Source organism: Citrobacter sp. LST-B2, assembly GCF_057983045.1.
In genome coordinates this window covers 2,996,472-3,014,844 of the sequence record NZ_CP192598.1, presented here as the reverse complement: position 1 = coordinate 3,014,844, position 18,373 = coordinate 2,996,472, and the positions used below count along the sequence as shown (strand labels likewise).

General features: G+C 49.7%; 20 protein-coding genes and 3 tRNA genes. 12 read left to right on the top strand and 11 right to left on the bottom strand.

Going from position 1 to position 18,373, the window contains the following annotated elements; all coding sequences use genetic code 11:
* Positions 1-69: 69 nt before the first annotated feature.
* Both shiA and ACQ0PY_RS14610 read right to left on the bottom strand, forming a co-directional pair.
* Entirely contained in the window at positions 70-1,386 is a 1,317-nt protein-coding gene (shiA, locus tag ACQ0PY_RS14615; protein WP_043000266.1) for a shikimate transporter, read from the bottom strand.
* A 208-nt stretch (positions 1,387-1,594) separates the two neighbouring features.
* Positions 1,595-1,670: transfer RNA gene (locus ACQ0PY_RS14610), tRNA-Asn, on the bottom strand.
* A gap of 327 nt (positions 1,671-1,997) precedes the next feature.
* Here ACQ0PY_RS14610 and nac point away from each other — a divergent pair.
* Together nac and cbl are read left to right on the top strand one after the other, a co-directional pair.
* Complete coding sequence (gene nac / locus ACQ0PY_RS14605) at positions 1,998-2,915, top strand: nitrogen assimilation transcriptional regulator NAC (protein ID WP_061069981.1); 918 nt, start codon at positions 1,998-2,000, stop codon at positions 2,913-2,915.
* A 101-nt stretch (positions 2,916-3,016) separates the two neighbouring features.
* On the top strand, positions 3,017-3,967 hold the full coding sequence (gene cbl, locus ACQ0PY_RS14600) for an HTH-type transcriptional regulator Cbl (RefSeq protein WP_044266975.1): 951 nt from the start codon (positions 3,017-3,019) through the stop codon (positions 3,965-3,967).
* Positions 3,968-4,003: 36 nt separating this feature from the next.
* On the opposite strand, the gene ACQ0PY_RS14595 is transcribed toward cbl, so the two are convergent.
* Both ACQ0PY_RS14595 and mtfA read right to left on the bottom strand, forming a co-directional pair.
* Positions 4,004-4,079: transfer RNA gene (locus ACQ0PY_RS14595), tRNA-Asn, on the bottom strand.
* Positions 4,080-4,179: 100 nt separating this feature from the next.
* Positions 4,180-4,977, bottom strand: a complete 798-nt coding sequence (gene mtfA, locus ACQ0PY_RS14590) for a DgsA anti-repressor MtfA (RefSeq protein ID WP_043000268.1) — start codon at positions 4,975-4,977, stop codon at positions 4,180-4,182.
* Positions 4,978-5,070: 93 nt separating this feature from the next.
* On the opposite strand from mtfA, the gene ACQ0PY_RS14585 reads away from it, so the two are divergent.
* A tRNA-Ser gene (locus ACQ0PY_RS14585) sits at positions 5,071-5,160 on the top strand.
* Positions 5,161-5,274: 114 nt separating this feature from the next.
* On the opposite strand, the gene ACQ0PY_RS14580 is transcribed toward ACQ0PY_RS14585, so the two are convergent.
* From ACQ0PY_RS14580 to ACQ0PY_RS14560, 5 genes are all read right to left on the bottom strand, one after another.
* A complete protein-coding gene (locus ACQ0PY_RS14580; RefSeq protein ID WP_156594910.1) occupies positions 5,275-6,264 on the bottom strand; it encodes a tyrosine-type recombinase/integrase in 990 nt (329 codons plus the stop codon).
* 4 nt (positions 6,265-6,268) lie between these two features.
* Positions 6,269-6,490, bottom strand: a complete 222-nt coding sequence (locus ACQ0PY_RS14575) for a DUF4224 domain-containing protein (RefSeq protein ID WP_090049473.1) — start codon at positions 6,488-6,490, stop codon at positions 6,269-6,271.
* Positions 6,491-6,579: 89 nt separating this feature from the next.
* Positions 6,580-7,818, bottom strand: coding sequence for a hypothetical protein (locus ACQ0PY_RS14570; protein ID WP_090049472.1), 1,239 nt, complete (start codon positions 7,816-7,818; stop codon positions 6,580-6,582).
* Positions 7,819-7,933: 115 nt separating this feature from the next.
* The gene (locus tag ACQ0PY_RS14565; RefSeq protein WP_434158421.1) at positions 7,934-8,761 is read right to left on the bottom strand and encodes a YfdQ family protein; all 828 of its coding nucleotides are present in this window, start codon (positions 8,759-8,761) and stop codon (positions 7,934-7,936) included.
* A gap of 56 nt (positions 8,762-8,817) precedes the next feature.
* Positions 8,818-9,189, bottom strand: coding sequence for a hypothetical protein (locus ACQ0PY_RS14560; protein WP_001515608.1), 372 nt, complete (start codon positions 9,187-9,189; stop codon positions 8,818-8,820).
* Between the two features lie 880 nt (positions 9,190-10,069).
* Here ACQ0PY_RS14560 and ACQ0PY_RS14555 point away from each other — a divergent pair.
* Positions 10,070-10,267, top strand: coding sequence for a hypothetical protein (locus ACQ0PY_RS14555; RefSeq protein ID WP_090049468.1), 198 nt, complete (start codon positions 10,070-10,072; stop codon positions 10,265-10,267).
* Between the two features lie 28 nt (positions 10,268-10,295).
* Here the strand turns inward: ACQ0PY_RS14555 and ACQ0PY_RS14550 are convergent, their stop codons facing one another.
* Complete coding sequence (locus ACQ0PY_RS14550; protein WP_326286976.1) at positions 10,296-11,405, bottom strand: ParA family protein; 1,110 nt, start codon at positions 11,403-11,405, stop codon at positions 10,296-10,298.
* A 484-nt stretch (positions 11,406-11,889) separates the two neighbouring features.
* The gene (locus ACQ0PY_RS14545) at positions 11,890-12,594 is read right to left on the bottom strand and encodes an XRE family transcriptional regulator (RefSeq protein WP_090049461.1); all 705 of its coding nucleotides are present in this window, start codon (positions 12,592-12,594) and stop codon (positions 11,890-11,892) included.
* Between the two features lie 106 nt (positions 12,595-12,700).
* On the opposite strand from ACQ0PY_RS14545, the gene ACQ0PY_RS14540 reads away from it, so the two are divergent.
* The 8 genes from ACQ0PY_RS14540 to ACQ0PY_RS14505 all read left to right on the top strand — a co-directional run bounded on the left by ACQ0PY_RS14540 (position 12,701) and on the right by ACQ0PY_RS14505 (position 18,368).
* Entirely contained in the window at positions 12,701-12,964 is a 264-nt protein-coding gene (locus ACQ0PY_RS14540; RefSeq protein ID WP_090049459.1) for a transcriptional regulator, read from the top strand.
* Positions 12,965-12,992: 28 nt separating this feature from the next.
* Positions 12,993-13,547, top strand: coding sequence for a YmfL family putative regulatory protein (locus ACQ0PY_RS14535; RefSeq protein ID WP_156594902.1), 555 nt, complete (start codon positions 12,993-12,995; stop codon positions 13,545-13,547).
* Positions 13,548-13,710: 163 nt separating this feature from the next.
* Positions 13,711-13,896, top strand: coding sequence for a DUF4222 domain-containing protein (locus ACQ0PY_RS14530; RefSeq protein WP_326286974.1), 186 nt, complete (start codon positions 13,711-13,713; stop codon positions 13,894-13,896).
* Entirely contained in the window at positions 13,880-14,812 is a 933-nt protein-coding gene (locus tag ACQ0PY_RS14525; protein ID WP_428169356.1) for a conserved phage C-terminal domain-containing protein, read from the top strand. Before ACQ0PY_RS14530 ends, ACQ0PY_RS14525 begins: the two co-directional genes overlap by 17 nt.
* Entirely contained in the window at positions 14,812-15,690 is an 879-nt protein-coding gene (locus ACQ0PY_RS14520) for a phage N-6-adenine-methyltransferase (RefSeq protein WP_434158422.1), read from the top strand. Before ACQ0PY_RS14525 ends, ACQ0PY_RS14520 begins: the two co-directional genes overlap by 1 nt.
* Complete coding sequence (locus ACQ0PY_RS14515) at positions 15,683-17,665, top strand: DNA cytosine methyltransferase (protein WP_446894151.1); 1,983 nt, start codon at positions 15,683-15,685, stop codon at positions 17,663-17,665. Before ACQ0PY_RS14520 ends, ACQ0PY_RS14515 begins: the two co-directional genes overlap by 8 nt.
* The gene (locus tag ACQ0PY_RS14510; protein ID WP_313900287.1) at positions 17,662-17,982 is read left to right on the top strand and encodes a LexA family protein; all 321 of its coding nucleotides are present in this window, start codon (positions 17,662-17,664) and stop codon (positions 17,980-17,982) included. Before ACQ0PY_RS14515 ends, ACQ0PY_RS14510 begins: the two co-directional genes overlap by 4 nt.
* A complete protein-coding gene (locus ACQ0PY_RS14505) occupies positions 17,979-18,368 on the top strand; it encodes a RusA family crossover junction endodeoxyribonuclease (protein ID WP_046401832.1) in 390 nt (129 codons plus the stop codon). Before ACQ0PY_RS14510 ends, ACQ0PY_RS14505 begins: the two co-directional genes overlap by 4 nt.
* Positions 18,369-18,373 lie beyond the last annotated feature (5 nt).

Here is an 18,373-nt window from a genome sequence, read left to right as displayed (position 1 = left end):
CACCGGAATGTGAAACAAAAGTCAGAGTTTTAGAGAAGAGGCGAGAGCCGAATGGCCCTCGCAGAGAACTCAGGCGTGTTGCTTATCTTTCATCAGCAATGCGGTGGCGGCCGAAATCAGGCAGCCTGCCAGCAGGTATATAGCCACGCTGTGCCAGTCGCCACCGGAGAAGGTAACCAGCGCCGCGGCGATGAAGGGGGTGAATCCGCCGCCCACCACGCTGGCAACCTGATAACCCACGCCAGCCCCACTGTAGCGATATCCTGCACCGAACATGCCGGTGAACATCGGTTGCTGCACACAGACCACCATGTCATGAGCAATGTTAGCAAGCATGATCGAGAAGAACACAATCCAGAAAATCGACTGTGATTCGAGAGCCATAAAGAACGGAAATGCGCTTAGCGTGCCAATCAACGCACCGGTAATATAGACGCGCCGACGGCCAAAGCGGTCTGCCAGCCAGGCAAAGCAGGGGATGGTCAGGCAGCTTAACCCACCGACCAACAGGCCGATATTCAGAAAGAGCTCACGCGGCAGGCCGAGGTTTTGCGTCGAGTAATTCAGGGCGAATGCGGTAACGATGTACATAGTCAGCAGTTCGCACAGACGGAGCGCAATAATCTTTAAAAAGGCACCCGGATGGCGTACGAGCGCTTCCATCACCGGCAGGCGCTTTTTCTCTTCAGGCGCCTGCTGTTTCTGCTGTTCAAATTCTGCTGACTCTTCCATCCCGTTTCGCACCCATAACGCACCAAGCACCAGGACGATGCTGAACAGGAACGGAATACGCCAGCCCCAGCTCAGGAACTGCTCGTCGTTCGTCAGATAACTGATCAATGACACAAGACCTGTGGAAAGCAGCAGACCGACGCCGTAGCCCACTTGTACACCACTGCTATAGAACGCTTTTTTGTTTTCTGGCGCGCTTTCTACGGAGAGTAATGCGGCACCGCCCCATTCACCGCCGACCGCAAATCCCTGAATCGCGCGCAGCAGTACTAACAGTACCGGCGCCCACCAACCAATAGCGGCGAATGAAGGAAGAATGCCAATCAATGCTGTGGCAATACCCATCATCCAGACGGTGAGCATCAGCATCCGCTTACGGCCTAAGCGATCGCCGAAGTGGCCGAAGATCACGCCGCCCAGCGGACGGAACAGGAAACCGACACCAAAGGTGGCAAATGCGGCAAGCGTACCCATTGCCGGGCTGACCTGCGGGAAAAACTCACGGTTAAAGACCAGTGCGGCGGTAATGCCATAAAGCAGAAAATCGTACCAGTCGACGACGGCACCGGCAAAGCTGCCCAGCGCGGCACGTCTGGCGCGATTAAGCGATGGGGTTTCCTCTACGGAGGGGGTGGAGATGAGGGTGGAATCCATAGTAATCCTGTCTGTACTGATTTTATTATTAGTATGGGAATAAGAGTCACACACATTGCGGCCAACCTATAAGTGGTTGTTATGAGACTACCGCGACAGACAGGAAGAGAAAACGATTTTTAATCCACAAAGGGCAGAACAGGAAAATGAAGCGGATATGGCGTCCGAAAAAGCAAAAAGCCCGCTAAAAAGCGGGCTCTTCAAAATTTGGCTCCTCTGACTGGACTCGAACCAGTGACATACGGATTAACAGTCCGCCGTTCTACCGACTGAACTACAGAGGAATCGTGTGAACGAGGCGCATATTAGCGACGACGATTGGGGTTGTCAAAGGGGGAAATGCGATTGTGCGTCTGTTTGCTGACAAAACCAGCAAAGCGGTGAACTTTCGGTCTCCGGTGGGCTTTGCCCCATTCTGGTGCGTGTCTACCCCGGATGGGGCAGATCGGAAACCGCTGACGAGAATCGATATTACCGATAACAATCATAAATGCTTATTTTACGGCGATTTAACACCAATTCCTCCTCTTATCCGAAACTGGCAAGCATCTTGCAATTCTCTCCTGACATCACTGCCAGCATGGGTTCTGGCATTCCGGACAGGAGGCAAAATGAACTTCAGACGATTGAAATATTTCGTGAAAATTGTCGATATTGGTAGCCTGACACAGGCCGCTGAAGTATTGCATATCGCACAGCCCGCGCTGAGTCAGCAGGTTGCCACTCTTGAAGGCGAGCTCAATCAGCAATTGCTCATTCGCACTAAACGAGGGGTGACGCCGACTGAAGCGGGAAAAATCCTCTACACCCATGCGCGGACGATCCTTCGTCAGTGTGAACAGGCGCAGTTAGCTGTCTGTAATGTTGGGCAAACCTTAACGGGACAGGTGTCGATCGGTCTTGCGCCGGGTACTGCCGCGTCCTCGGTCACCATGCCGCTGCTACAGGCGGTGCGCGCAGAACTGCCCGAGGTACTGGTATATCTGCATGAAAACAGTGGGGCCGTACTGAACGATAAATTATTGAGTGGTCACCTGGATATGGCGGTGCTCTACGAGCGTTCTCCGCAGGCAGGCATTACCAGCCAACCTCTGCTCAAAGAAGACCTCTTCCTTGTCGGTACCCGCGATTGCCCTGGGCAGAGCGTAGACCTTACCGCTGTTGCACAGATGAATCTTTTTCTCCCTCGTGACTACAGCGCAGTCCGGTTGCGGGTTGATGAAGCCTTCTCACTGCGCCGTTTAACGGCGAAAGTAATCGGCGAGATTGAGTCGATAGCCACGCTGACTGCCGCGATTGCCAGCGGCATGGGCGTGACGGTGCTACCGGAATCCGCCGCGCGTTCTCTGTGCGGTGCGGCAAATGGCTGGATGGCACGCATTACTTCGCCGTCGATGAGCCTGTCGCTGTCGCTGAATATGTCAGCAAGAGGGAGTTTGTCACCGCAGGCACAGGCGGTGAAAGAGATCCTGATGTCGCTGGTGAGCAGTCCGGCACTGGATAACCGCGAGTTGCAGTTGGTTAGTTAAACGTTATTCCATGACGGAATAAGATGCAGGTTTTTATTATTTGTTATGCCGGACATCTGACTTTAACAATAGCGGCATGTCTGATGTATCCGGAGCAACAAGTGAATTTCCAGCAGCTAAAAATTATCCGTGAGGCAGCCCGTCAGGATTACAACCTGACGGAAGTCGCCAATATGCTCTTTACCTCACAGTCAGGGGTGAGTCGGCATATTCGCGAGTTAGAAGATGAGCTTGGGATCGAGATATTTATCCGTCGGGGCAAGCGTCTGCTTGGCATGACCGAGCCAGGTAAGGCGTTATTGGTTATCGCCGAGCGCATTTTAAATGAAGCCAGTAACGTACGCCGACTGGCGGATTTGTTCACTAATGACACCTCGGGCGTGTTAACTATCGCCACGACGCATACGCAAGCGCGATACAGTCTGCCGGGGGTGATCAAAGCCTTCCGCGAATTATTCCCGGAAGTTCGTCTGGAATTAATTCAGGGAACGCCGCAGGAAATAGAGACGTTATTACAAAATGGCGGGGCGGATATTGGTATTGCCAGTGAACGGCTGAGCAACGATCCTCTTTTGGTTGCTTTCCCCTGGTTTCGCTGGCATCACAGCCTGTTAGTGCCGAATAATCATCCATTGACCCTGGTTTCGCCGCTTACGCTGGAGTCGATTGCCCACTGGCCGCTGATCACTTATCGGCAAGGGATCACCGGGCGTTCCCGCATTGATGAAGCTTTTGCCCGTAAAGGTCTGCTGCCGGATATTGTTCTCAGCGCGCAGGATTCCGATGTGATTAAAACCTATGTCGCGTTAGGACTGGGGATTGGTCTGGTGGCGGAACAGTCCAGCGGTGAACAGGAAGAGGGGGCGCTGACGCGACTGGAGACCCGGCATCTGTTTGACGCCAATACTGTCTGGCTAGGACTGAAGCGCGGGCAACTCCAGCGCAACTACGTCTGGCGATTTATCGAACTGTGTAATGCGGGATTGTCCGTGGAGGATATCAAGCGGCAGGTGATGGAGCCTGATGACGTGGCGATTGATTATCAGATATAAAGCAAAAAGCCCGCTAAAAAGCGGGCTTTTTAAATTTGGCTCCTCTGACTGGACTCGAACCAGTGACATACGGATTAACAGTCCGCCGTTCTACCGACTGAACTACAGAGGAATCGTGTGAACGAGGCGCATAATACTGACCTCGCTACGGCGTGTCAACAGTAAAATTAGCACGCTTTTTCAAGTGGTTAATTAATCCCCAAAATGGAGGATCAGTGAACCTGCGCAGGGTCAAATGGGTCATCGTCTTCGTTATCACGAAGGCGTTGCAGAGGGTCCTGCTGATAGAACTGGCAGAAACGTTGCCACAGCGCGGGGAACCGTGGCGCAAAGAGTTCCGGGGCGCTGAAGAAATATTCTGACAGGACCGCAAAACATTCCGCCGGATCGCTCGCCGCATAGGCATCAATGCTCGATGCCGTTTCACCCACCAGATCAATTTCATCCTGAATATTGTTCATTGCGGCGTGCAGGTCATGCTCCCAACTGGCGACTTCCCGCAGAGGAATCAGCGGGATGCCGCTGGCGCGATCGCCATTACGCATGTCCAGCTTATGGGCAACTTCATGAATAATCAGGTTAAACCCGGAGGCGTCGAAGGAGTCCTGAATATCCAGCCAGTTCAGGATGATTGGTCCTTGCTGCCAGCTTTGTCCGGACTGAACAACGCGCTGGTTGTGGACCAGACCAATATCATCTTCCCATTCGTCATCGACGACAAAGGGCGCAGGGTAGATCAGCACTTCATGGAAGCCATCCAGCCATTCGATACCCAGTTCCAGAACCGGCAGACAGAAAAGCAGGGCGATGCGCGCGCTTTTCAGCGAGTCGAGTTCGAAACCCTGAAGGGCGACCAGCCTTTTTTGTTGCAGGAATCGCTCTGCCAGCGCAATGAGTCTGGCTTGTTCTTGCGCGGTCAGGGTCACAAGCAGGGGGATTGCAAGGGCTTCCTCCCACTGAGCAGACTCATTTTGTGCGGTGTCTTGTGCTTTCCAGGGCCACTTAATCATCGATTTGCTCGCAAACTCGTCACTTGAACAAAATTGAAGGGACAGGGTCTGTTAAAATGCCAAATTACCTGGCATGATGGCAACCATCAAAACGGAGAGATGCCGGAGCGGCTGAACGGACCGGTCTCGAAAACCGGAGTAGGGGCAACTCTACCGGGGGTTCAAATCCCCCTCTCTCCGCCACTATTCAAGCACTTACCCTTCCTGTTGTCAGTGACACACATCCCGTTGAGAAAAAATGAGAAAATCCAGTGAGAAAAAATAGCGCCAGAGTAATGTCTGACGCTACGGTGTAAATCACATTTTTCTGTTCAGGGTAGGGCTTATTTTTACCTTCCTGTCGTAAACGAGAACCTGAGATTCTGTTTTGTGCCCACTGAATTTCTGTTTATCTCGTCCCGTACCTTCGTAGTCAGAAATGCCTTTAGCCTTCAGATCATGAAATGTGCAATCCAGAGGTCTTCCAAGATAGTTGGCTGCCGCTGTTCTTGCTTTTCGCCATGCCTCGTTAAACCCCTTGTAAGAGTAACGCTCTCCATACATGGTTTTAATTACTGACCCCGTTTCCCCCCACGATCTGCAAATATCAACTGCCGCGCGCAGGCGATCAGTCCACGCCTTGATCTGCTTAACTCCCGTCTTGCCCTGCTGAATAAAAATTCCTTTATCCATTATCTGCGGCCAGTCCATTTTCAGGACATCGGATACCCTCGCTGCACATAAATAAGCTATTTCCATTGCGGCTTTAACCGGCTCACTGGCGTGTTCATAAATCGCCAGGTATTCTTCGTCTGTGATATAGCGATCACGCTGTGGTTTGGGAAACTTGTCCACTCCTACACATGGATTTCCAGGAACGAAGCCGCGTTGATAACCCCAGCGATAAACGCGAGACATCGAGCTATGTTCATGGTTGGCCTGGACACGGCTTTTCTTTCCTCTGGCATCCATGTATCGTCTGACATGTTCTGGCTTAATGGCTTTAGCCTCAGCCTCACCGAAAACGGCCAGCAGATATTTTTCATGTGACAGATAGTCTTTCTGTGTTCGCGGGGCCAGATCTGCATAATCCGTGCTGTTGAGGAATTTCTTCCACAATTGGGAGAAGGTAAGAATATTTTTCCTGCCTTCAACCACCTTCTCGAAAGCGATCCATACCTCTGATTTTGAGGCGCCAGCAGGTGCCAGTTTTTCTGTTGTTCCACCTGGTTTCCAGTAGTAACCAGAAGGGCGAAAGAAAACGCCCTTTGGCATCCACTCGTTACCGGGTGCGCGTTTGCGACCCATAATTTCACTCTATTGCGTTAAAGTTCATGCCCGGAATGGGCAGGGACCCTGCTGGTGGATTTAACCTGAATGGATGATTTATATGATACCAGGTCGTTTTAACTGCACCGTCCCGGCGTTCAATAAAATAAATACCATTCTGGGTTAAGACTTCTTTTTGCCGAGCCTTCTGTGGTGATCCAGTAGCTTCAGCAAGTTCGTCATCAGTCAGGAAGCGATCGCTCATGAGTCGTTCTCCACTTAGCCCGGCTGCACCCGGGCTGTAACATCATATATTAGTGCTGGTGGTTATATATATAATTACTATTGCTAAATTTATTTTTTCATTACCTTTTCAGCTACTCCAGCAATTGCTTCAAGTCCATCAAACATTGCAGGTATATTATTTTCATTTGTTTGTATTGGACTAAAAATCAGTGCATCAAAAGAATCCAAAACTTTCTCTATAGCAATGTTATTTTTTCTTCTATACTCAACATAACCATCAATGAAAGCGCATAAACTGAGTCTTAAATCGATCTGCATTAATTGAGTTCTCAGAGCTTTTGCTTCCAAGTATGATAGTCTAAAAAAATAAATTATCGCCATCTCGATTGTAAGGAATGGCAGTATTATAAAAATGGCTGAATAATCTTCCGGGTATAATTTAGGAAAGCAGAAGTGTAGTATTACAGCTATTACTGGAGCAATAAAAATGGTGCCGAATAAGTTTTTATAACTCATTTCAGTTGATGATAGTTCTTTTTCTTTTTTTCTCTTAATTCTGTCAAAACCATTACTTAGCCCAACGAAATTATATTCTGATTTCAGGTTTTTAACGCGTTCTTCTAAGGCTTTAATTTCGATTATTGATTCTTTAATATAATCTAAATTCGAGTCTGCCTCCTGTTTACCATCAATGATGGTTTTTTTAATATCATCATAATTATCTGATATCAACTGTAAAGATGCTTCTGAACTTTTGTTAATCTGGCGAATTGCTACGGTACTGTTTTCTGATATATCATTTAATAATTTTTCTTTACTTGAATCTAGTTCGGATATGAAGTTTCGTGCGCCAAGAAAATCATCATTATTCAACAACCATTTCATTAGGGCTATAGGTAATTTATCACGAATCCAAGAAAACTGTGCATTTGGATTATTTTCTGCAAAAGCATTATCAAGTGATGTCAGTGTGCTGTCAGATATATGAATGTTATTGAAGGTGGAAGTTGTCCCAGTCCAGAAATAATACTCATATAATAACCTTAATAAATTTGATAAAAAAACAACCCTATTTGATTTGTAATCTGATAATTTGAACTCAATTAAAGTAGCGATACTTTCCTGATTAAATCGAGTGTTTTCGTCTAAATGTCGAGGGTTGTTGTTAATAATTGCAATGAAATTTGACCATGCGTTGTTTAAGGTGCGATATAATAAAGCGTAATTTTTACGCCTAGTATTTGATGATGACTTGGTTATTTTCTCAAGTCTTATCAGGTCACTATTTATAGTGGCATTAGTTTCTATTATATTGTTTTTGATAGTTGTATCTGTGTATAAACCCATTTTGCATACCTTTGCTTTGAATTATGTTAGGTTTTTTTGAAGTTTGGATCTTACAATAGAACGCAAATTTATGCTTTAAAAATCCCCGCGGCGCCGGGGATTTAATGCTGAGCAATTACGCTTTAAAGTTACCGATGAAGGTTTCGACTGATTCACCGTCGAATTTACTGATCAGCAGATCGCGAAACTCGTTGGCGATCGCTTCTTCCTGGGCTTCCAGTTGGACGATACGCAGAACAAAGCTCGGCTCATCACCAGTCAGCAGGCTGTTACGCAGACTAAAGTGGCGCTCGCCAAGCCCTTCATACGGCACACACTTGAACTCGAACGCCACCGGCATGACATCTTTGCTGCTGGCTTCGACGCTTTGCATGAGCGAACGTTTACCTGCAAAGTCACCTGTTTCATGATCCTGCTGGGTTGCCTGCTGGATAGTGATACGCCGTACAGCCTGGGCGGCCTGGGAAATCTGCATCGTATTGCCATCAGCATCAAACGCCAGCAGGTAATCGCTCCAGTCTTCCAGCCATTCGGCGATTTGCTTTTGCTTCAGACGTTGACCATCGATCTGCAGCAGCGCGCGGAACGGGGCTGTTTTCTTCAGGGTGATTGCGGCAACGTTATCGGCATGTCCAGGATTGTTCAGGGAGCCGATATTGAATACCGAGCGGGCGGTCATGTTGTCAGCATCAATAAAGCAACGGGCGGGTTCGGCGGCGCTGGCGTAGCCCTTCGAGTATCGAGCGAAGTCATCAATGCTGGTCGTGGTCATTGCGCCACGAAAGCGGAAACGCTCAAGAGAAAAACGCTCGAGGCTTTCAACGTTGGTTCCTTGAGGTAACAATGCGGTTGGACATGCCAGACCCTGAATATCATCCAGATGGTAGCCAGAAAGAACCAGGTCTTTTACCTGTTGAAATGTGCCGTTGTCTAACTGAGACATAGAAATTCCTTATTAACTGATGATCGAAGTGGTATCAGTGAATTTGTTGCTGCGGATCACTGAGCCGCTTTAAGCTTTCCGTCCACCGCGCCGGTGATCCCGAACAGTTGCCCCTGATCCTCCTGGAGGATGGTGAGCTTCCCGCCTTTGTTGACCCACATAGGGGTTTCGGTTGTGTCCTCTTCAGACGCTTTACCGCGCGGCGTCGGGGTGCTGTAGTTCAGCTTGTGCTTGATCTTGACGCGCTTCTCTTCGACGGAGTTACCCATACGCTCAAAATCAAAGGTGAGGACTACCTTGCCTTTGTTGCCGTTGTTCAGAACGCCGAGCGCGGTAGTATTCAGCGCTGCGGCGATCTTGTTCATGAACACGCCGGCATCCAGTTCGCCCAGGAAATCGGGCACTACGGTCATGCGGTCATTACTCATCGTCTTAACCCTCGAGTTGGCGGTCGCAACCGCCAGTTAGTTTCTCCACAAAACAGACAAGAGCACCTGCGGCTGCAACCGCCCGGGTGGATTGGGTTATGAGCCCGTCGCCCGGTGATGCCCTTGTCTGTTTCGTAAAAAGGGCGGTACCGAGGTAGAACATTATCTTCGTCCCCCTTTTGTCAGGTTGAAGACCCTGGTACCGCCAAGACTACTCACAGCTTTCTTACTTCCTGGTACCACGCTGGCTACGTGATTTGGTTGTGGCGCCAGATGCTTATCTTCTGGTTACCTCTAAGGGCTGCACTTCACCACAACTGCAAGCGCACTCCGCCGTTTCACACCTGTCACCCATAACTGGTAAGTGAAGGAGTGCGCTTGCATGTTGTGCCCTGAAAAGGCTGGCGGTTGCCGGAAATACACGGGAAAACACCGGGCCGCCAGAACAGGGATGTACTTCTTATTGCTTTGGCCTGCTTTTATCCACATCAGGCGCGGTGTTAGGTATCTTCGGGCGGGGTGCCAGTGACTAGCTGGCAACCCTACGGTGTTTCATAGCTGGTGCCAGTGGGTTGGACTGGACCGTGTTCACCAGGTGAGCGCGCTGGATTGGTAGTCACTCCAAACCGCAACCCCTCCCGAAGATACCTGTCAGCGAATCATCAGGTCATTCATACGCCACCGGCGGCTACTTCGTGGGCGTCCTACTTGTTCGCTGTCATTGAAATGATATTGCTACTTAAAGTAGTAAAAATCAACTACAAAAAGTAGAAATATCAGGTAAACTAAACCTATTTCACTTAACTAACTGAATTAAAAGATAAAATATTATATTTTGAGTTTGTGGTATGATTAAAAAACACCAGGCGGGGGATAAGAAATGGGTTACGGTGAGGATAAGGCAGGATTGATAGTCAACGCATTGGGTTTGGCCGTGGTTGATCTGATAGCAGCAGGAGTACCGATCACGAAAGATAACTTAGTCGAACAACTTGTGCGTAACCAGCAAGATGCCACCAAAGTGATAGAGAAGAAGACAAACAGGGATGCTGCTGAACTGGTGAGAAAAGGGCAATAAAACCCGGCAAGGTGACCGGGTTAACAAATTATTCGGTGAGCAGTAGGATGCGATCGGCTAATTTGTCGAACTGATAAGCAAATTGATCGCGGCTTTCACGCATAGTATTTAGTGCATGTCCAAATTGACCAGCTTCAGCAATTTGTTGGTTCGTTAATGAAAATACTGGTGTTGATAAACGTTGGCTAATTGCTATCAATGAGTTGAAGTCTGAGATTTGAGCCAGATTATACGCAGATAATTCAGAGTCAGTCTTAGTTAATGCCTCTTGAACTTCCTCTCTTGGCATTACACAATTTAATTCTAATAACTGAGGGACGAGGGTTTTATCCACTGCCTGACTAATATTATCAATCCACTTCTCAAAGGACTTCGCTGGAGAACCGTTACGAGGTCGATATCTTTGTTGGATCGTTCCTAGGAATTTAGGGCTATTTCCAATCGACCTAGCAGCGCTTGCATGAGATTCATTTTGCTCTTTAAAATTCCGTATCTCACGATACCATTTCAAAATATTAGTTGACAATGAACTCACTGCTTGCCAACAGAAAAAGTCAGGTGCGGTTGGGACAATAAAGAAATCGCTCGACATGAGCATAACTTCATTTAAACCCCCAACGTTAGGACTTAAATCGTATAAAATATAATCAACTTCATTATGAGCCGCTACAAGTTGTAGCAGTTTGGGGAGGTTACCAGGAATATTTCGTGTCGCAGGAATACCAGCTGCAATTTTAAGAGAAACGCTGATTTGGGAGTCTAAATCAGACACGCTTAAGTGTCCCGGCAACAAAAAAAGATTATCATTTAATGTAGAAGTTAACTTTCCTTTATCTTGTGATAGATAAGTCTCAGGCTGACCACCATTGATGAGGTAATCAACAATTGGACCCATTGTTAAATTTTCTCGGCTCTCGTAAAAATTCTCAAGACCTTCGTCCATCTTTTCAAAGCCGAGAACCATACCGCTTAGGTTGCATTGAGAATCCAGATCAACCATTAAGACTTTCTTACCTTTGCTGGCAATACTCCATCCTAAATTGAAGGTAGTAGTAGTTTTACTTACTCCTCCTTTATGATTGAAAAAACAAATTGACTTAGGCAAAGTCACATCTCCAGAAGTACGCTGTGTAGTCATAATAAAGTCCTTAATTATATCACTAAATAATGTTATTTTCAGATGAAGCTGGTTTTGTGTTTAAAATAACTTCAGAATTCAATTGGTTATAACATCTTATCGGTTGTTAGTTCTGGCGTTATTAGTAGCTTTCTCCTACTGGGTTCATTATCACTCTCCATTATTTCTAATGCGGCCTTTCTTGCATTCTCATACTGTTCGTCCAGCTCTTTCAGGCGAATGGCGAAGATTCAATGGCAAATCACACTAAAGCTCGCAGAGTGCATACCAGGCTGTCACACATGACAAAGTAACGAGGATACCTGACCTCATAGCGCTCAAAGAGACATGCCGATAATGGCATTAACTATACTGGACGCCATAAACACGCCGCCAACGATGAAACTCGCTTGGTTTTTCCTGGTAGCACCAAGAGTTAGCAGAACCACTGAAAGGGCAAAGAAAGGTATCGCGATTATGCTGAACGTATTCATGCTGTTTCGTCCTATAGGCGATTGTATTTGATGGACTCGTGTATCAACGCCTTACCCATTACATAAAGCTGATCCTGTGATTTCTCATCGATATACCACTTCTCGTATGCAGGGTTATCAGACAGAACGGCCAACTTATTACCCTGCATTTGAAGGCGTTTAACGTGGAAAGTCTTACCGTATATGAAAGAGTAAACGCCGTCGGTCTGGAAGTGACGAACTGAGATATCGACGAACAGGCGATCACCCGAAACGAGGGTAGGGGACATACTGTCGCCGTTAACGGTCATGACCTTCACATCTTCTGGATCGCGATTTCCAAAAAGTACTCTGGCATGTTCAGTAGTGAACTCGATGGCGTAGAGCACTTCAACATGATCCGAAAGCATGTAGGTACCTGGGCCGGCACTAACCGCTAGATCCAAAACCTCTACGCGGTATACGTTAAGATTTTCAGGTGAGCTTTTGCTCTCCATCTTCTTACCATCTCCCTTATCGCCAACACCATACTCTAGATATGAAGCTGATGATCCCAGCGCCATAGCAAGCTTATTCATTACTTTAGCACGAGGTTTTGCCGCACCGATTGTGTACCGGCGCACCATCTCATATGTCACGCCAGTTAGACCCGTGAGCTGAGTAACAGATATACCTCTGTCAGCCATTAACTCACTCAGTCGTTTAGCGAAATCAGGGTGTTTTTGTTCTTCTACCATAGGTAGAAGATTACGCACATAACACGAAGTAGTCATTTCTATTTTAAGTAGTTGCTATTTGCTACTTTAGGTAGCATTATTCCTCTACACTTTAGAGGAGCCGTATATGTCATCTCAAAATCTCACCGAGAAAGCTGTTAAAGCAGCGGGGAAATCTCTATCTGAGGTAGCCCGGCGCTTTGGTTTCAAATCAACACAATCCGTCGCTAATTGGGTGATTAATAATCAAGTTCCATCTGAAAGAGTTTTACAACTCTGTGAGCTTGGTTGCTGGTCAGTGACCCCTCATGAATTGAGACCAGATATTTACCCAAATCCTAGCGATGGTCTTCCTGAAGAACCCTTAAAAACTAACGTGTCGGCTGCATAAGAGTAACCACATAAAAATGGGGGTAACCGTGGGTAAAGAACCTGAATGGAAAGTCGAACGTCAGCCTAGTTGGCTGGTGGCCGCAATTAAAAAGACCATTACCGATCTGCCTGGTGGTTATGCTGAGGCGGCAGAGTGGTTGGGGGTAACAGAGAACGCGCTATTTAACCGCCTACGCGTAGATGGCGATCAGATCTTCCCTATGGGCTGGGCGATGGTGTTACAGAAAGCTGCAGGTGTTAGCTACATAGCTGATGCGTTTTCTCGTCAAACAGATAACGGGATCCACATCCCAGGTGCAGCGCCAGAGATAGAGAACGAGGAGATTGGTTTAAAGCTGGCTGAGCTGGTGGGAAGACTCGGGGACCTGGTCAACGCATATCGCCGATACATCGATGATGGTGTGGTTGATAAAGGGGAATGGGACAGTCTGAACGAAATAGCCTACCAGTTCCGGGTAACGCTTATGACGTTTCTGAACCTGATTTCACGTGTTTATTGTCTTCCAGAAAAGAGTGACGCCCGCGAGTGTGCAGCTCCGGGCGCCTTGGCGTGTCGTATCAGTGGAGAAACTAACGCATGAACAGTTTAACGGTAAAGAACCGCATACCGCAACTACGTGCATTCCCTGTTCGGGGTTACATCATGTTTCGGTATGAGCGCATGGTATCAGGCCGCTGGGTTCCCTGTAACCACAGTCGGGCGATGGCAATTGTGGGGGTATGGCGCCGTAGAGGGGAATCCTTATGCGAGAACTTAACCGCTGGTTCAAAGACCACTACGGTATCCCCGTCCGCGTTATCCGATGGGAACCGGAAACTCGCCGCGTTATTTACCTGCGTAAAGGCTATGAGCATGAGTGCTTCAGCCCGCTTGAGCAGTTCCAGCGCAAGTTTACTGAGATAAAGGACGATCATGAGCCAGATATTTGAAATCGTTCAGTCGCTGTCGGGCCAGCGCAACGCAATAACAATCCCGGTCCCTTACCTTGATTTTTTTTCCGGTGATCAGCAGGCGCATGCTTTGGGGGCAGTTCTCAACCAGTTGGTCTTCTGGTCCGGGAAATCAGACCTGAAGGATGGCTGGTTCTACAAAGAGCACAGTGAGTTAGCTGCGGAAATTCGTGGAGTCAGTGAAGACCAGGTACAGCGGCTGGTAAACAAGATTTGCACTCGCTGGTTACCTGGAATTGTTGATAAAGCGCAAAAGCAGGTAAACGGTACGAAAAAGACGCACTACCGTATAGACGGGGATGCATTAATCGAGGCTTTATTCCCTACAACACTGGATTCCGCAGAATCGCGGAACGGGAAACGCGAAGTCGCGGAACCTATTCCGCAGAATCACGGAACCGAAAACGCAGAATCGCGGAACCATAACCGCGAAGTCGCGGAACCTATTCTCTATACAGATCATTACTCAGATCACCACAAACAGATCATAAAACCTTCTTGTCCGGTTGCGTTGCAACCAGACCCTGAAGTTGCGATCACCGATAACGCCATTCTGGTTTTAACCCATTTGAACCAGGTCAGCGGTTCCCGTTATCAGAAATCAAAAACCTCGCTGGAAAATATTCGTGCTCGTCTGCGTGAAGGTTACAGCGTCGCTGATCTGCAACTGGTTATCGACCTGAAACACGAGCACTGGAACGGCAACGATGAGCAGTACCAGTACATGCGCCCTGAAACATTGTTTGGCCCGAAAAAATTTGAGGGGTATCTGCAAAGCGGGATCCGCTGGGACAAGAAGGGGCGTCCGCCACGTGAATGCTGGGGCGAAAAGAAACATGACCCAATGAAGTTCGGTCCAGTTGATACCAAAATTCCAAAGGGGTTCAGGGGATAATGACAAACAAATATTGCCAGGCGCTGGCGGAACTGCGCAGCAAACCAGCCCACGAACTGAAAGAGGTTGGCGATCAATGGCGTACTCCGGATCTGTTGTTTTGGGGGATCAACGCAATATTTGGGCCGTTGGTTCTGGATCTGTTTGCTGACGACGATAACGCGAAATGCCCGGTATGGTACACCGCCGAAGATAATGCGCTGACGCAGGACTGGTCTGAACGGCTGGAGGAACTGGGCGGTGCCGCGTTTGCGAATCCACCATATAGCCGCTCTCAGTACCATGAAAAGCAAGCGATCACTGGCATGACCCACATCATGAATTACACAATGGTGATGCGTGAAAAAGGAGGGAGATATATCTACCTCATTAAGTCAGCCACAAGTGAAACATGGTGGCCGGAAGATGCCGATCACATCATGTTCATTCGAGGCCGTATTGGTTTCGACCTGCCATCATGGTTCGTTCCTTTGGACGATAAGCAAAAGCCCACCAGCGCATTTTTTGCTGGTGCAATCGCCGTGTTCGATAAGTCCTGGCGCGGCGAGCGTTTCAGCTACATCTGCCGTACCGATCTGGAGGAAAAAGGGAAGGCGTTTATGTTGCTGGCCACATTTGCCGCTGGCAAGGCCCAGCAGGCAGAAGCAGTACAGCCAACTACGCCGCTGACATTGCCAGAAGTTGAATCGCGTATCTGGCCTCTCGAGGTTAGTCTGGTGTTTAACCAGGTGGATGGGGTTGACGCCCTGACTGAGTCACAGCAGAACAAGCTGAAAGGCAATATCAATCAGCTATGGCTTGAACGTATGCCCACCAACGAGATTATTGCCGTTGCCTCTGGTCTTGCCAGCAGCATGCAGGGGGTGGCTCATGCGTGAGATTATCGTTGATAACTTTGCTGGTGGCGGTGGCGCATCAACCGGTATTGAAATGGCGATTGGTCGTAGTGTTGATATCGCGATCAACCATGACGAGAACGCGATCGCGATGCACAAGACGAGCCACCCGGACACACTTCACTACTGTGAATCCGTATTTGAAGTGGATCCGCGTGCGGCGACGGGAGGCTTACCGGTTGCCCTGGCATGGTTCAGTCCTGATTGTCGCCATTTTTCGAAAGCCAAAGGTGCGAAGCCAGTAGAAAAAGCGATTCGTGGTCTGGCCTGGGTTGTTCTGCGCTGGGCACTCGATGTTAAACCGCGTGTGATGAAGCTGGAGAACGTTGAAGAGTTCAGAACGTGGGGACCGCTTCTCGCTGGTGAAATGCGTCCGGATCCTGCCCGTGCTGGCGAGACTTTCGAGGCGTTTATCGACATGCTGACTACCGGCATTCCTGCAAATCATCCGGCGCTGGTGGAGTGCTGTGAATTCCTGGGTATTCCTCTCGGCAGCGAGGACGCCGCCAGACTGGTAAAAGGTCTGGGTTATGTCGTTGAGTATCGCGAACTGCGCGCCTGTGATTACGGTGCGCCGACGATCAGAAAACGCTTCTTCATGGTTATGCGCTGTGACGGGAAACCGATAGTGTGGCCGGAACCAACACACGGGGATCCGAAATCACCGGCGGTTCAGGCTGGCAAGCTGGCGCCGTGGCGCACCGCTGCGGAGTGTATCGACTGGGCTATTCCTGCGCTGTCGATCTTCGACCGCAAAAAGCCCCTGGCAGTGAATACGCTCAAGCGCATCGCGCGCGGTATTCAGCGTTTCGTTATCGACAGCGCGTCGCCGTTTATCGTGAAGTGCAACCATACCAGTACCAAAACGCATTACGACTGCTTCCGGGGCCAGTCGCTGGAAGAACCGCTGCAGACAATCACCAAAACCCACGGCTACGCAGTCGCGGTACCGCACCTGACGAAATTCAGAACAGGCGCGACAGGGCAGGATGTCACACAACCAGTCCCGACAATCACCGCCGGCACATCGCGGCGCCCGGGCGGGAATGGTCATGCCCTCGGCATCGTTGAGGCCGCGCTTACACCGTTCCTGGCTGGTAACGGTGGCAGTGAGTACCAGGCAAAGCCGCGCCCGCTGGATAAACCCGCTCACACCATCCTGAAACAGTCTCGTGCCTGTCTGGTTGCGCCGGTTATCGCTCGCCAGTTTGGGGCCAGCATCGGTCACCGGGCAGACGAACCGAGCGCGACGATTACGGCGGGCGGCGGCGGTCATTCACAGCTGGTGACGCCAACGTTGATCCAGATGGGTTATGGCGAAAGACCGGGGCAGGACCCGCGCGTGTTGCAGCTTGAAAAGCCGCTGGGGACAGTAACCGCTGGTGGTAACAAGTTCGCCGTGGCCAGCGCATTTCTGGCGAAGCACTACGGTGGCAACTATACGGGGCCGGGCGTCGGGCTGGATGAACCAGTCCACTCGGTGACGACGGTTGATCATCATGCTGTTGTGGCTTCTCACCTGGTAAAACTGCGCGGCACCTGTCGCGACGGTCAACCCACGAGTGAACCAATGCCGACAGTTACGGCCGGCGGCCTGCATGTCGGGGAAGTCAAAACCACTCTGGCGGTCGAAGACTACGACGAACACCGCGCACAGCAGGCGCTGGCGTTCCTGCGTGAATACTGCGGCGAGGAATGCACCGGGATGGTCGACATCGATGGGATAACGTACCGCATCGTCGATATCGGTATGCGTATGCTTCAGCCGCACGAGCTCTACCGGGCGCAGGGCTTCCCTGACTGGTACATCATCGATCAGGATTATCGCGGCAAGCGCTACGCCAAAGATAAACAAGTGGCCCGCTGCGGCAATGCAGTCCCGCCACCGTTCGCTGAAGCGCTGGTGCGCGCCAATCTGCCAGAGCTATGTGTGAGCAAGGAGGAACAGGCAGCATGATGAACTTAACGGCTCGCCAGCAGCATGTACTGGATACCCTGATCAGCTTTCAACGCGAGCATGGCTATCCTCCAACCAATACAGAACTTTCGGGGCTGCTGGGATGCAGCTCCCCAAATGCCGCTGCGGATCATCTGCGCGCGCTGGAGAGGAAAGGGGCTATCACCCTGACGCGTGGTGTTTCGCGGGGAATAGCCATCAACGATCCGGAGAACGTTGCTGATGCAGATTCCCTGCTGCATGCGCTTGTGAATGGTGAGGATGGTGCGAAGGACCGCGCAATCGCCTATCTCAAAAACAAGGGGATCCGGGTATGAAACTGGTGCTGCCGTTTCCTCCAAGTGTGAACACGTACTGGCGCGCCCCGAATAAGGGGCCGCTGGCGGGGCGTCACCTGATTAGTGCCAAAGGTCGCCAGTTCCAGTCGTCAGCATGTGCGGCAATCATTGAACAACTGCGCATGCTCCCTAAGCCGTCATCGTCACCGGCGGCTGTCGAAATAATCCTGTTCCCGCCGGACAACCGGATCCGGGATCTGGATAACTACAACAAAGCGCTGTTTGACGCTCTTACCCATGCGGGGATCTGGGAGGACGACAGCCAGGTAAAAAGAATGCTGGTGGAGTGGGGGCCGATTATCCCGAAGGGGAAAGTGGAAATCACTATCACCAAATTTGAACCGGGGGCGGGTGCAGCCGCCTGATAAGT

Excerpts from the sequence above, each read along its gene's own strand:
- shiA (WP_043000266.1), bottom strand. The coding sequence starts at position 1,386 with ATGGATTCCACCCTCATCTCCACCCCCTCCGTAGAGGAAACCCCATCG.
- nac (WP_061069981.1), top strand. The coding sequence starts at position 1,998 with ATGAACTTCAGACGATTGAAATATTTCGTGAAAATTGTCGATATTGGT.
- mtfA (WP_043000268.1), bottom strand. The coding sequence starts at position 4,977 with ATGATTAAGTGGCCCTGGAAAGCACAAGACACCGCACAAAATGAGTCT.
- ACQ0PY_RS14580 (WP_156594910.1), bottom strand. The coding sequence starts at position 6,264 with ATGGGTCGCAAACGCGCACCCGGTAACGAGTGGATGCCAAAGGGCGTT.
- ACQ0PY_RS14575 (WP_090049473.1), bottom strand. The coding sequence starts at position 6,490 with ATGAGCGATCGCTTCCTGACTGATGACGAACTTGCTGAAGCTACTGGA.
- ACQ0PY_RS14570 (WP_090049472.1), bottom strand. The coding sequence starts at position 7,818 with ATGGGTTTATACACAGATACAACTATCAAAAACAATATAATAGAAACT.
- ACQ0PY_RS14565 (WP_434158421.1), bottom strand. The coding sequence starts at position 8,761 with ATGTCTCAGTTAGACAACGGCACATTTCAACAGGTAAAAGACCTGGTT.
- ACQ0PY_RS14560 (WP_001515608.1), bottom strand. The coding sequence starts at position 9,189 with ATGAGTAATGACCGCATGACCGTAGTGCCCGATTTCCTGGGCGAACTG.
- ACQ0PY_RS14555 (WP_090049468.1), top strand. The coding sequence starts at position 10,070 with ATGGGTTACGGTGAGGATAAGGCAGGATTGATAGTCAACGCATTGGGT.
- ACQ0PY_RS14550 (WP_326286976.1), bottom strand. The coding sequence starts at position 11,405 with ATGACTACACAGCGTACTTCTGGAGATGTGACTTTGCCTAAGTCAATT.
- ACQ0PY_RS14545 (WP_090049461.1), bottom strand. The coding sequence starts at position 12,594 with ATGGTAGAAGAACAAAAACACCCTGATTTCGCTAAACGACTGAGTGAG.
- ACQ0PY_RS14540 (WP_090049459.1), top strand. The coding sequence starts at position 12,701 with ATGTCATCTCAAAATCTCACCGAGAAAGCTGTTAAAGCAGCGGGGAAA.
- ACQ0PY_RS14530 (WP_326286974.1), top strand. The coding sequence starts at position 13,711 with ATGCGAGAACTTAACCGCTGGTTCAAAGACCACTACGGTATCCCCGTC.
- ACQ0PY_RS14525 (WP_428169356.1), top strand. The coding sequence starts at position 13,880 with ATGAGCCAGATATTTGAAATCGTTCAGTCGCTGTCGGGCCAGCGCAAC.
- ACQ0PY_RS14520 (WP_434158422.1), top strand. The coding sequence starts at position 14,812 with ATGACAAACAAATATTGCCAGGCGCTGGCGGAACTGCGCAGCAAACCA.
- ACQ0PY_RS14515 (WP_446894151.1), top strand. The coding sequence starts at position 15,683 with ATGCGTGAGATTATCGTTGATAACTTTGCTGGTGGCGGTGGCGCATCA.
- ACQ0PY_RS14510 (WP_313900287.1), top strand. The coding sequence starts at position 17,662 with ATGATGAACTTAACGGCTCGCCAGCAGCATGTACTGGATACCCTGATC.
- ACQ0PY_RS14505 (WP_046401832.1), top strand. The coding sequence starts at position 17,979 with ATGAAACTGGTGCTGCCGTTTCCTCCAAGTGTGAACACGTACTGGCGC.